This is a genomic window from Streptomyces phyllanthi, from assembly GCF_009377205.1.
GTDB classification, from domain to species: Bacteria; Actinomycetota; Actinomycetes; order Streptomycetales; family Streptomycetaceae; genus Streptomyces; species Streptomyces phyllanthi.
The window spans coordinates 1-12,419 of the sequence record NZ_VJZE01000271.1 but is presented as its reverse complement, the minus strand read 5'-3'; the positions used below and the strand labels follow the sequence as shown (position 1 = coordinate 12,419).

Below are 12,419 nucleotides of genomic sequence, written 5' to 3'. Positions count from 1 at the left end.
ATAAGAGGCAGCCCCTCCCCCGCCCCAGCGGATCACTCCACGCGAACGTCCCACATACCCAGGTGACGGTTGGTGAAATCCGTCACTCTCACACGCCAGAACGCCGCAGGAGCAGCTTCGCTGCCGAAGTCAGCGAGGACAGGCGTGCCCCTCCGCCCGGTGGCTCATCCACACCGCCACATCGCACACCCGCAGCGCACTCACCGCTGATGATCGTCCGGTGGCGTTTGGCCGATCAAGCGCGGTCGTGGAGCGTGACCTGGTAGCCGTCGGGGTCGGCGAAGGTGAAGGTCCGGCCGAAGGGGCCGTCGATCGGTGCGGAGACGATGGTGTGACCGTCGGCGACGAGCGCGTCGTGGATGGCCTGGACGTCGGTGGCGTGGAGCCAGATCGCGGCACCGATGCCGGGCTGAGCGACGGATGCGAGGTCGGTGCCGGGAATGACGTCGCGGAGTGCGAACGCGATCGGCTTCGTCTCGAAGACGACGGCGTGCGGAGGTCCGGCCGACGAGCGGACGAGGCCCAGGTACTGCTCGTAGAACGCCTGTGAAGCGTCGAGGTCGTGCACTTGGAGCGAGATGAAGTCGGGGCCGGTGGCGGGCATGATGACACTCCTTGTTTTCATGTCAGTTTTCTGACATGCGGGAACCTATGTCAGAATGCTGACATGAGTCAAGAAGGTGTCGGCGTCGACCTGGAGACGTCACTGGGCTACCTGCTCAAAGAAGCGTCGAGCGCCCTCCGCGCGGCCATGGAGGAAGTGCTGCGGCCGCTCGGGATGAGCGTGACGCACTACTCCTGCCTCGAGCTGCTGGCGCAACGACCGGGCTTGTCGAACTCCGAACTTGCACGGGGCGCGTTCGTGACACGGCAGACGATGAACGTGCTGCTCCAGACCCTCGAACGAGACGGCTACGTGACCAGACCCGCAAAGGCACCCGTCGGAAAGGCGCTTCCCACACGGCTCACGCCCCGCGGCCGACGAAGCCTCGAGAAGGCAAGCACAGCCGTCCGGTCCATCGAGGCCAAAATGCTGACCCGCCTGACCGAGACCGAACAGTCAGACGCGTCCCGGATCCTGCAGAGCATGATCCATTCCCTGCACCGTGACAACAAAGACGCATAGCTCGTTCCCCGACGCACGTCTCGTCGCACCCGAACAGGAATGCAGCCAACCCCGAAATCCGTCTCAGCAACCCCGAAAACCGACAGACCCCGACTACACGAGGAATAGTCAAGACCTGTGGATTCGGCGTGGTTCAGCGGTAGCGCGGCAGTCCGCCGAGGTCCGGGAGCTCGTCCTCGAAGTCGCAGGCGGCAACGGCGTCGAGGCCGCGGTTCCAGATTGCTTGAGGACACGTGACACTGCTTCGACGAGGACCGGGGCGGGGTCATCGGCTTCCGCTTCGATCGTGAACGGCCACCCGATGAAGTCTTCGGCCAGCCCGTCGTCCGGATTGTCTCGGATCTCGAAGACCATACGGCCTGATCGGACCGTGTAGTGATCGTCGGCAGGGGCTCCGAGGGTTGTCCCGACGAGCGCGGTCACGGACTCGCGATGGCCGTCTCGCACAAAGATCTGGCAGTCTCCGTAGTCCTTCGTCGTGTTCACGCGGCCTGCTCCTGTCGTTCGACCAGGATGCCGTTCTCGAACGTGGCGCCCGCGCGGACCAGGGCGACGAGGTGGGCTCCGGTGACCGCGCGCCAGCGGGCCCGGGCGGACTCGACGAGCTTGAACACCATCGCGAGGGCTGCGGCCGGGCTGCCGGCACCGCGGGTGACCTTGGTGCGGAGCTTGACGGTGGAGAACGTCGACTCGATCGGGTTCGTGGTCCGCAGGTGGATCCAGTGCTCGGCCGGGAAGTCGTAGAACGTCAGCAGCTCGTCGCAATCCTCGGTGATCTTCGCGACGGCCTTGGGGAACTTGGCACCGTAGGTCTTCGCGAACGCCTCGATCGCCTTCTCGGCGTGCGCGCGGTCCTCGGCGTTGTAGATCTCCTGCATCGCCTTCGTCGCGCCCGGCTGTGCGGACTTCGGCAGGGCGTTCGTCACATTCCGAGCCTTGTGGACCCAGCACCGCTGATGACGGGAGGCCGGGAACACCTCCGCCAGTGCCTTCCACAGGCCCATCGCGCCGTCGCCGACGACCAGCTCGGGATCGCGCATGCCCCGGCGGCGGCAGTCGCGCAGCAGGTCGGCCCACGACTCGGTGGACTCCCGCAGCCCCTCGGCCAGCGCGATCAGCTCCTTGGTGCCGTCCAGGCGCACACCCATCAGCACCAGGACGCACGAGTGCGCCTGCCCGAGCCGGACCTTGGGGTGCACCCCGTCGGCCCACACGTACACGTAGTCGGCCTCGGTGAGGTCGCGCTGCTGGAAGGCGGCGTGGCCGTCGCTCCACTGCTTCGTCAGCCGGGTCACCGTGGCCGGCGACAGCCCGGCCGAGCTGCCGAGGAACTGCTCCAGCGCGGGCACGAAGTCCCCCGAGGACAGGCCGTGCAGGTAGAGCAGTGGCCACCTCGCTGACCTCGGGCGACTTGCGGCACCACGGCGGCAGGATCTTCGAGGAGAACCGCATCCGCTCGCCGGTGGCCGCGTCGACCCGCTTGTCGTTCACGCGCGGGGCCGTGACCTCGACGGGTCCTGCGGCGGTGGTCACGGTGCGGGGCCGGTGGTGGCCGTTGCGGACCACCAGGCGTCGCCCGGCCGCGTCCGTCTCGGTCGCCAACTCGGCTATGTACTGGTTGACTTCGGCCTCCAGCGCGGCGGCGAGCATCCGCCGGGCACCCTCACGGACGATCTCATCGATCAGGGAGCCGGACTCGGTCGATCCGTCGGCATTCACTACGCTGAGCACGGGCGTGCCTTCCCGACCCGCGCTGCGAACGCGGGCCTACTCAGTGACCATCACAGGATCATTCGGGAAGGTACGCCCTCCGCGTCCCATCCCGGGGCTGATCCACAAGTCCTGAGCATTGCTCCACCTTCGACCGTGACGGAAACCTGTGGCTCGCGGACGGGCTCAACGACCGTGTGCTGGGCTACCAGGGCAAGCTTCACACCGGGATGGCGGCATCCCGAGTCCTCGGGCAGTCGGACTACACGTCCGGAGGCAAGTGCAAGGACATCGGCAGCAGCGACGGCATGCCCCCGTCCGGCGGCGCCGAAAGCGTCACCAGCACTTCGCTGAGCGTCCCGGCGGGTATGGCGTTCGACCGCAACGGTGACCTGTGGGTGACCGACTCCTTCAACCACCGCACCCTGAAGTACTCGGCGCACCCCAAGCGCTGAACGCACGGCACGCGTTTCCAGCCGCATCCGGCCCGGGAGGCCGAGGCGTTCCTTCGCCTCGGCCTCCCAGGCCGTTCGCTGCCGCCTGCCGTACGCACGCCGCAGTTCAAAAGCGAGTCGTAAGAGACCGCCGCGGGGATCGCGATCAGGTTGATGTCGGGCGCGGACCGCGGCCAACCGTCTGCCGGCGTTTCCAGAGACCGCGGGCCGATCAGCGCCGCACATGTCCCAGACTCGCCGAATCAACGGCTACCGCAACGACCCCGAGGAAAAGGAGTTCTCCCAGCACCAGCAGGCCATCGCCCTGGGACTGGGTCTGGCGCCGTCCGATCGACGCCAGACGGTGGGAGATTCCCTCGCGGCCGACGTCCGGGCTCGGGACAACCACCTGTCGACCGGCATCATGGGCACACGGTTCCTGTGGGACGCACTCACCTCCACCGGGCATCTGGACGAGGCGTTCGCCGCCGCGACCCAGACCACCTTCCCGTCATACGGCTACTGGATCGACGTACTCGGCTGGAACGCGCTCGGCGAGAACTGGCCAGCGGACACGCGTTCCCGCAACCACATGATGTTCGGAACGATCGTGCAGTGGTTCTTCGAGGACCTCGCAGGCAACCGCCCCACCGGGGCCGGCTTCTCCGAGATCGAGTTCCGGCCGGAGATCCCCAGTTCCGGCCTCGACTGGGTCAAGGCGTCGACCGACACCGTGCGGGGCGAGGTGGCCACCGACTGGCGCAAGAGCGGCAACGGCCTGGAACCGGAGGTCACCGTGCCCGCGGGATCGGACGGTGTGGTCTACGTACCCGCGTCCAGCTCGCGCCTGGTACGCGAGCACGGCACCGGGGCAAACCTGGCCGCCGAAAGGGCTCCCGGCGTCCGGCTCGTCGGTCAGCAAGGGGACCGCGTCGTCTACGAGGTCGGCTCCGGCACCTACAAGTTCCGCGTCCTGGACGCTCAGGGCTGAGATCCACGTATGCGGAGCCGTGCCGACCCGCGGTGGCGGTCCCATACCGACCGCTCGATGCGCTGAACGGGTGATGGCCGAGGTGTCGGCGCACCGGGCAGGGGACCGCGTTCCACGCACGGCGCCGCCCAGCAGGTGAACACGTGTGTCCTGTGCCAGGCACGACCGAGCACAGGACACACGTCGTCGCTTGTGGTGCCGCGCCGACAGCGCCGGACCCGCGAAAGCTTTCCTCACTCACATCCGGACCTTTCCCGAGCACGGTTGAACCTGCGGTTCTCGGTCGGATACGCGGTCACGGAGCCAGTCCGTCGTGCAATCCGCTCACTGCCCGAAGCTCTCCGGCATCCCGCCTTGGACCAGAACGGGACACTGCGAGACGGCGGCGAGGTCGCCGAACTGACCGGCATGGTCGACCTCGCCGGTTACCCGGTCGGCACCCGCATCACCGTGCGGCGCGAACGACCGCACCCCGGCGCCCAACTGTCCCTGTTCGACCACGACAAGGGCCTGGGGCACCAGGTCTTCCTTACCGATATCCCTTACTCCGGCGGCGGCTCCGCACAGTTCCTCGAGGTCCGCCACCGCGGACACGCCACCGTCGAGGACCACATCCGGTGCGGCAAGAACACTGGCTTCGGCCGCTTCCCCTCCCGCCATTTCGACGTCAACACCATCCGGCTTGAACTCAGCCGCACGGCGATCGATCTCATCGTCTTGCCCGCGTCCTCCTGCTGGATGGCGACCTCGCCGCCGCCGAACCTGGCCGGGACTCCACCATGCCCAGGCAACATAATCGCCTCGGCCACCCAACAGTTGAAGATCAACGCAGCCGCCTCAGCCCAACCGTAGGGTCGGGGGCTGGCGCGGTGGCGGAGTACGTCCGCTCCGTTTCCAGCCCCCGCCGCATCGAACCGTGCGTGCGGTTCTCCCGCACACGGCTCACCGACGCCGTTCACCGCCGGCATTCGGCCTGCCCCGCCAGTCCCGGAAGGGTCTGGGGGCGACGACGGTCCCGTGCAGGGCGACCAGCCCCAACGAGTCGGAGGCCGCGTAAGCGACCACCGACCAGCCGAACTTCCGGCTGCGCCGGTGCTTCTTGGCGATGAACCCGCCGATCCGCATCCGCGCGTACGAGCTGATCTGGTCAAAGCGATGAGCCGAGTTTCCGAACCGGAAATACGCGGCCCACCCGCGTAGGAACGCGTTCACGTCCTCCACGATCACTTTGACCGGCCGCAACATCCTGCGCCGCTCCGTGAGTTCACGGATCCGGTCACGAGCATGCTTCACCGCCCTGTCCGAGGGCCAGCGGGCAAGGAAGGCGATCGGACGCCGCCCGCCACGAGGCCGGGACGTGACCCACCGGTGATGGAACCCGAGGAAGTCCACTCCCCCGCCTCCGACCTGCAGGTGCACGATCCTGGTCTTGGCCGCCTTCGGCTCCAGACCGAGTTCGGCCAGCAGGGCCTTCAGCTGCCCAAGGGCGGCTTCGGCCTGCTCGCGGGTAGTGCACATCACCACGGCATCGTCGGCATAACGGACCAGGACCCCATGACGACGCACGTCCCATGCCCGGTCCAGCCGGTGCAGATAGACGTTCGCCATCAACGGTGAAACCACACCGCCTTGTGGGGTCCCAGTCACCGGCCGACGGACCTGCCCGTCCTCCATCACTCCGGCACGCAGCATCGCGCGCAGGAGTTTGAGGACCGACCGGTCGCAGACGCGTTCCTCGACCGCCTGCATCAACTTCTCATGCGGAATCGCCTCGAAACAGTTGGCGATGTCCGTCTCCACCACCCAGCGCCTGCCCCGCCATGCCTCGTCGATCAAGACCTGGAGGGCATCGTGCGCCCCGCGCCTGGGTCTGAACCCGAACGAGCACGGGAGCATGTCGGCCTCGAAGACCGGCTCGAGCACGATCTTCAGTGCGGCCTGCACGATCCGGTCACGGACTGAAGGAATCGACAGGGGTCTCTGTTCCGCGGTCGTGCCGGGTTTCGGGATGAATACCCGGCGCGCGGGCAGCGGCCGCCAGCGTCCTTCCTTGAGTTCCACGGCCAGTTCGTCAAGGAGCCGGTCGATGCCGTACTCCTCGACCTGCGTGAGAGTGGTGGCGTCAATGCCCGGAGCGCCGTTGTTCCGACGCACCAGCACCCACGCGCGCCGCAGGACGTCCCTGCGGTGGACCTTGTCCCTCAGCGCGTGGAACCGTCGTCCGGGATCGGCCTTGGCCGCCCGGTAGAGCGCATGCTGCAAAGCTCGGACCGGATCCAGCTTCAGGGATCCCGACGTGGCGGAGCTAGCCGTAACGGCACTCACCAAGTCCCTCCAGACAGACTGCGCATCGACGAAGCAGCGGCCCTTCCCTGGCCGGGGGTTGTGTTGTCCGCCGGCTCATAGCGGTACTACGGCCGCCTCCGACGCCCACCCGGCTCGCGCCCACTTCCCGGGGTGCACCCGGTTATAGGACGCGCAGCTTCCGGCGGCAGCTGTCCGCAGGCCGCCGGGCCGGGGAGGGCCTCCCCAGTTCCCGCTGTCACCGTCGCAACGTTCCATGCCCCATACGCCGGGGAGTCCTTCACGGCTGCATCTCCAGGATCTTCGCCGCTTCCATGGCCTTCGCCCTGATTTCGGGGGCTCGGCACTCCCTGTCCCCGCCCCAAAAGGGCGGGCCTCTAACGACGCCGCAGGCTTCGCGTGATGCTACGGACCGCTGCTTTGCTCCCCCTTCACAGGGCTTTCGACACTGGGCTTCAACGCCGGGCGTTTCCCCCCGACGCCGCCAGTCTGCTACCGGGCCTCCTGGCAGCTACCCGGACCGGACTTCCACCGGCAGGCGACAACGAGCTTACGACTCAAGATCAGCTACATCACGAAGACCTCCGAGTCTGCTGGGCGCGCGAAACGGCGAGGCTAGGGGCTGATGTCCTCCAGGGCGATCAGTGCGCGGGCGAGTGCGGGATTGCGCGAGTGTCGGGGCCACAGCAGATGCAGCTCCACGGGTTCGGGGACATGCGTAGCCAGTGGTACGAACGCAACGTTGGGGATGCGGAGCAACGTTGCGGAGGCGGGGACGAAGGCGACGCCGCGGTTGGCAGACACCAGCCACAGCATCGTGAGCACCTGGCTGACGCTGTGCACCACGCGTTCCTGTGCCAGCGGGACCATGCTCACCATCAGGTCGTAGAAGTAGCGGGCCTTTTGCTGCGAGTGGAAGATCAGCGGCTCCCCGGTGAGGTCCTCGGCGCCCACGGGTCGGTCCAGGTCGATCAGCCTGTGCTCCGCGGGCACGGCGAGCAGCAGGGCCTCCCGGTGGAGCAGCCGGGAGTCGAAGAGCTCGGAGTCGAACGGCGGGCGGGCGAGGCCCAGATGGAGGTCCTCGCTGGCCAGCGCCGCGATCTGCTCGCGGGTGACCATCTCGTAGAGTTCGATGCGCACTTCCGGCAACTGCTGTTCCAGCCGGTTGAGGAGGTGGCCGAGCGTGCCGAACGTCGAAGCCGCGGTGAAGCCGAGACGGACCACACCACGCGATCCCGAGTGGATGCGCTGCGCCAGGTTCGGCGCCGCCTCGGCGATGGCCAGGATGCGTCGCGCCTCGACGAGGAAGGCCTCGCCGGCCGGAGTCAGCTCCACATGACGGTTGTCGCGTTCGAGTAGTTGGACGCCGATGGCGGCCTCGAGCTTCTGTATCTGGCGGCTCAGCGGTGGCTGGGTCATACGCAGTCGCGCGGCCGCTCGGCCGAAGTGCAACTCCTCGGCAACGGCCACCAATCCGCGGAGTTGCTCCAGGGTGTAACCCATGCAAAGAAGGTATCAGCCCATGCACTAACGGAGTTGGACAGGCATGAAGGGTGATCATAGGCTGCGCGACAGTGTGGACCGCGGCACCCCCCCACCACCCTCATCGCGCTTGGGGAGAACTCATGCAGAACAGGCTTCGGGTGCGCCGCCGCATCGTGGCTGCAACCACGGTCGCCGCTACGCTCGCTTTGGCCGGCTGCGGCGGAAACGTCGGGGATCAGAAGTCCGAGGACGACGCCTCCTTCCCGGACCGCGGGATCACCCTCCTCGTCGGCCAGGACGCCGGCGGCAGCACCGACCTCACCGCGCGGGCCGTCGCCGATCCCGCGGACTCCGACCTCAAGCAGACCATCACCGTGCTCAACAAGCCCGGCGCCAACGGCGCCCTCGCCGCGAAAGAGCTCGCCGGTGCCAAGGCAGACGGCTACACGCTGATGGTCTTCGTGGGCTCTCTGTCGTACATAACCCCGCTGGCTGTCCCGGCCGACGAAGCCGTCGACGTCAACGACTACGAGGTCGTCACCGGCCTCTCCCAGGACGACTACGTCCTCGTCGCCAGCGCCAAGTCCGGCTTCAAGACGGTCAAGGACATCGTCGACGCCAAGAAGGCCATCAAGTACGGCACCACCGGCGTCGGCACGGGCAGCCACCTCAGTCAGGCACTGCTGTTCTCCCAGGCGAAGGTCGACGCGACCGCGGTGCCGTTCGACGGCGGCGCCCCCACGCTCACCGCAGTCATGGGCGGCCAGGTCGACGTCGCCTCCATCCAACTCGGCGAGGCCCAACCCCAGATCAAGGCGGGCAAGATAGCCCCGCTGGTGACGTTCGCGGAGAAGCGGCCGTCATACATGCCGGACACCCCGACAGCCGTCGAGGCGGGCTACGACGTCCCGGTCCAGCAGTCACGCGCGATCGTCGCCCCCAAGGGCACCCCCAAGGACGTCGTCGTGCGACTGCGAACGGCGTTCCAGAAGGCGTTCGCCAACGCGGAGTACAAGGACTTCAACACGCAGCGACTGCTCACTCCCAACGAGGTGGACGGTCCCACCGTGATCGACCAGTGGACGGCCGCGCTGAAGAAGTACCGCGACCTCACGGGCCAGTACAAGATCGACCTGAGCGAAGACTGATGAGCTCGCCCACGGAGATCCCGTCGGATGCGGGTGAGCCCGCCGACGAGAATCGACCACCGGCGGCAGGCCCGGCGACCCAGCTCGTCACGGCCGTCGTCGTCGTGGCTCTCGGTGCCACCGCGCTCACAGGGGCGCTGAACCTGGGCGTTGGGAGCCCCGCCAAACCCGGCCCTGGCACCTGGCCTGCCCTCGTGAGCGCGGCACTGACCGTCCTCGGTGTCCTCCTGGCCGCCAATGCCCGGCGCATGGACGACGCCGAGCAGTTCACCCGTACCGGACTTCTCGTATCCGTAGCCGTCGGCAGCATGGTCGCGTTCGTGGCGGTCGTCGGCGTCATCGGCTTCGAGATCCCTGCGGCGCTCCTGACGTTTTTCTGGCTCCGCGTGCTCGGACGGGAGAGCCGGCGGACCTCCATCGTCGTCAGCCTCGTCCTCACGATCCTCCTCTACGCGCTGTTCGTCGGCGCGCTCGAGGTCACCATCCCCCACCTGTTCTGACCCGATACCGCCACAGGTCTGGGAGGGCCGTTGGACGTGTCCCCCGTACTCGACGGCTTCGCCGTCGTTCTTGAGCCGGTCAACCTCTTGTACTGCCTCGTCGGTGTGCTCATCGGCATGCTGGTGGGTGTCCTGCCCGGTCTGGGACCGGCCGCGACCATAGCCATTCTTCTCCCGATCACCCTGGGCATCGAACCAGTGACCGCGATCATCATGGTGGCGGGCATCTTCTACGGCGCGCAGTACGGTGGCACCGTCACCTCCGTACTCCTGCGCCTGCCAGGCGAGGCGTCCTCGGTGGTGACCGTCTTCGACGGACACGCGCTCGCCCGTCAAGGCCGGGCAGGCACGGCCCTGGGCATCGCCGCGATCGGCTCCTTCATCGGAGGAACCCTTTCGGTCATCGCCCTGACCCTCGTCGCACCCGTGGTCGCCGAGTTCGCACTGGACTTCGGCCCGCCCGAATACACACTGCTGGCCCTGCTCGGCATCCTGCTCGTAGCCACGGTCTCCAGCGGCGGCAAGCTCAAGGCCCTCATCGCCGCGGCCATCGGCCTGCTCCTGGCCACCGTGGGCCGCGACGGATTCACCAGCACCGAACGCTTCACGTTCGGCAGCCTGTCGCTGGCCGACGGTCTGGACTTCGTGCCCATCGCCATGGGCCTCTTCGGCCTCGGCGAGATCCTCTACACCCTGGAGGAGCGCCACCGCGTCGTGCACGCACCGACCACCGTCGCCAACGTCTGGCCGAGCCGGACCGACCTACGGCAGTCCTCCGGCGCCATCGGCCGCGGCGGCGTCCTCGGCTTCCTTCTCGGCATCCTCCCCGGAGGCGGAGCCGTACTTGCCTCGCTCGCCGCCTACGCCCTGGAGAAACGCCGGTCGCGTCATCCCGAGCGGTTCGGCCACGGTGCCGTCGAAGGGGTGGCCGCCCCCGAGACCGCCAACAACGCCGCCGCCACATCGTCGTTCATCCCTCTTCTGTCCCTGGGCATACCCGCCAACGCCACCATGGCAGTCATCTTCGGCGCCCTGCTGATCCAGGGCATCACCCCGGGCCCACAGCTTGTCACCGAGCATCCCGAGCTGTTCTGGGGCGTTGTCAACTCGATGTATCTCGGGAACATCCTCCTGCTGATCATGAGCATCCCGCTGGTCGGGCTGTTCGTGCGCATCCTGCGCATACGCCCGTCCATCCTCGCCCCCATCACGGTGCTCATCACGCTCATAGGCGCGTACACCGTCAACAACAGCGTCTTCGACATCGGTTTGGTGGTCTTCTTCGGCGTCATCGGATACCTGATGAAGAAGCTCGGATTCGACCCCGGCCCGCTCGTGCTGGCCTTCGTCCTGGGATCGCTGCTGGAGACCGCGCTTCGCCGCTCACTGCTGATGTTCGACGGAGACCCGGGCGGTTTCGTCACACGCCCGATCTCCGGAACCCTTCTCGTGCTCTTCCTCGCCGTGGCGCTGGCACCCGCCGTACGCACGGCCTGGCCCAACCGCAAAAAACCCTTCGACCCAAGCAAGGAGACGGTATGACCGTCCGCAGGGTGTGCTGCCGACGCATGTGATGGTGCGGGAGTTAAGACAGCGATGGAGCGACGGTAGCCCGTAAGAGTGGACAAGCACGGTCGACAGCGGGGCGACTTCCCGCGCATCGACCCCCGGGCGGCCATGGACAAGAAGCGCCACAGCTGGTTCAGCTCGTTCAATCCCACCCTGGGACCGCGGCCATCCTGAGCGCGGTGGGTCCGCCGTTCAACAGCATCGCCCACCTGGACAGCGAGACCGGCGAGCGTGCCGGTTACCACCCGAGTTCAACGCGTGGGGCGGGCCACAGGGCGCGCTCGGAACGACGTGGATCAACTGGGCCGAGCTGGAAGCCGCCAACTGGGACGAGACCGATCGGCCCGGCACGCTCAGCCGCAGCGCTGTTGCCGGGGCAGAAACAAACTGAGCGCCAGTGTGGGACGTGATGCGGACGCCGGCCCAGCTGCATGGGTGCGACTCGTGGTCCGGGTTCCACTGATCACAGAACTGGATGCCGCCCGTCGCCACCGCTTGGCTTCCCCATGGGGAAGCCACTGAACACACGGCCCAGGAATGCCACCGCTTCGCCCAGGCAACGGCTGTCGCGGCCGGAGCGAGCAGGGTGCTGCGCCGGACACAGGTGCCACTTCTCCAGCATGTGGCTTCTGTCCCGCAAGACCGCTCGGCTGCTTGGCAACGGCCACGGTCAACTCGAGGGTTCTGAGGGTGCCTCCGTGACGCCTCAGCCAGGTGATTCAGGCCAGTCCACTGATGGGCGTAACCATCATGGAAGGGCGGTCACAGCCAACTGGCCTGCTCAGTCACAGCGAGCAGGCCGCGCGGGGTAGCTCCAGCTCCGTGGTCTGGACGTGGGCAGCGTCCTGCCGCGGAGACCAAGCTGGGATCAAGCCGCCTCCCAAAGGCTGGCATCCAGAATGCGGGCCGCCTTGGTGATGCTCCCAGGCATCAGATGCCGGTAGGTGCGATACGTCTCCTCGATGGACTTGTGCCCCATCCATTCCGCCACATCGGGTGATCGGTATCCCGTGGCCGAGCGCGTTCTAAGCGCTGTCCCGTAATTGATCTACGACATGCTCATTGACCTGCCTGTTTCTTCGTCATCCGGCGAGGGTGAGGTTGTGCAGGCGGGCGATGCCGAGCATGGCGTGGTGGACGCCATCGCCCTTG

9 protein-coding genes and 3 pseudogenes are annotated in these 12,419 nt (G+C 67.2%); 7 read left to right on the top strand and 5 right to left on the bottom strand.

Annotation, left to right across the window (positions count from 1 at the left end):
* Positions 1-235 precede the first annotated feature (235 nt).
* Positions 236-604 carry a VOC family protein gene (locus tag FNH04_RS29715; RefSeq protein ID WP_152788869.1) on the bottom strand — a complete coding sequence of 123 codons (369 nt, stop codon included), beginning with the start codon at positions 602-604 and terminating at the stop codon, positions 236-238.
* 63 nt (positions 605-667) lie between these two features.
* Here FNH04_RS29715 and FNH04_RS29710 point away from each other — a divergent pair, with 63 nt between their 5' ends.
* Complete coding sequence (locus FNH04_RS29710; protein ID WP_152788868.1) at positions 668-1,126, top strand: MarR family winged helix-turn-helix transcriptional regulator; 459 nt, start codon at positions 668-670, stop codon at positions 1,124-1,126.
* A gap of 482 nt (positions 1,127-1,608) precedes the next feature.
* Here FNH04_RS29710 and FNH04_RS29705 read toward each other — a convergent pair.
* Positions 1,609-2,857, bottom strand: a pseudogene (locus FNH04_RS29705) (IS256 family transposase).
* 209 nt (positions 2,858-3,066) lie between these two features.
* Here FNH04_RS29705 and FNH04_RS29700 point away from each other — a divergent pair.
* The 3 genes and pseudogenes from FNH04_RS29700 to FNH04_RS29690 all read left to right on the top strand — a co-directional run.
* Positions 3,067-3,291, top strand: coding sequence for a hypothetical protein (locus FNH04_RS29700; RefSeq protein WP_152788867.1), 225 nt, complete (start codon positions 3,067-3,069; stop codon positions 3,289-3,291).
* A gap of 223 nt (positions 3,292-3,514) precedes the next feature.
* On the top strand, positions 3,515-4,261 hold the full coding sequence (locus tag FNH04_RS29695) for an alpha-L-rhamnosidase-related protein (RefSeq protein WP_152788866.1): 747 nt from the start codon (positions 3,515-3,517) through the stop codon (positions 4,259-4,261).
* Positions 4,262-4,460: 199 nt separating this feature from the next.
* A pseudogene (locus FNH04_RS29690) lies at positions 4,461-5,025 on the top strand (IS1380 family transposase); the annotation flags it as partial.
* Between the two features lie 178 nt (positions 5,026-5,203).
* Here FNH04_RS29690 and ltrA read toward each other — a convergent pair.
* Both ltrA and FNH04_RS29680 read right to left on the bottom strand, forming a co-directional pair.
* On the bottom strand, positions 5,204-6,586 hold the full coding sequence (gene ltrA, locus FNH04_RS29685) for a group II intron reverse transcriptase/maturase (RefSeq protein WP_322724199.1): 1,383 nt from the start codon (positions 6,584-6,586) through the stop codon (positions 5,204-5,206).
* 594 nt (positions 6,587-7,180) lie between these two features.
* A complete protein-coding gene (locus FNH04_RS29680; protein ID WP_152788864.1) occupies positions 7,181-8,068 on the bottom strand; it encodes a LysR family transcriptional regulator in 888 nt (295 codons plus the stop codon).
* Positions 8,069-8,190: 122 nt separating this feature from the next.
* Here FNH04_RS29680 and FNH04_RS29675 point away from each other — a divergent pair, with 122 nt between their 5' ends.
* Genes FNH04_RS29675 through FNH04_RS29665 form a run of 3 tightly spaced genes read left to right on the top strand, consistent with a single transcriptional unit; the run spans position 8,191 to position 11,240 of the window.
* Complete coding sequence (locus tag FNH04_RS29675; protein ID WP_152788863.1) at positions 8,191-9,198, top strand: tripartite tricarboxylate transporter substrate binding protein; 1,008 nt, start codon at positions 8,191-8,193, stop codon at positions 9,196-9,198.
* Positions 9,198-9,698 carry a tripartite tricarboxylate transporter TctB family protein gene (locus FNH04_RS29670; RefSeq protein ID WP_152788862.1) on the top strand — a complete coding sequence of 167 codons (501 nt, stop codon included), beginning with the start codon at positions 9,198-9,200 and terminating at the stop codon, positions 9,696-9,698. Before FNH04_RS29675 ends, FNH04_RS29670 begins: the two co-directional genes overlap by 1 nt.
* Positions 9,699-9,734: 36 nt before the next feature.
* On the top strand, positions 9,735-11,240 hold the full coding sequence (locus FNH04_RS29665) for a tripartite tricarboxylate transporter permease (protein WP_322724196.1): 1,506 nt from the start codon (positions 9,735-9,737) through the stop codon (positions 11,238-11,240).
* An 895-nt stretch (positions 11,241-12,135) separates the two neighbouring features.
* On the opposite strand, the pseudogene FNH04_RS48020 reads toward FNH04_RS29665, so the two are convergent.
* A pseudogene (locus FNH04_RS48020) lies at positions 12,136-12,292 on the bottom strand (tyrosine-type recombinase/integrase); the annotation flags it as partial.
* Positions 12,293-12,419 lie beyond the last annotated feature (127 nt).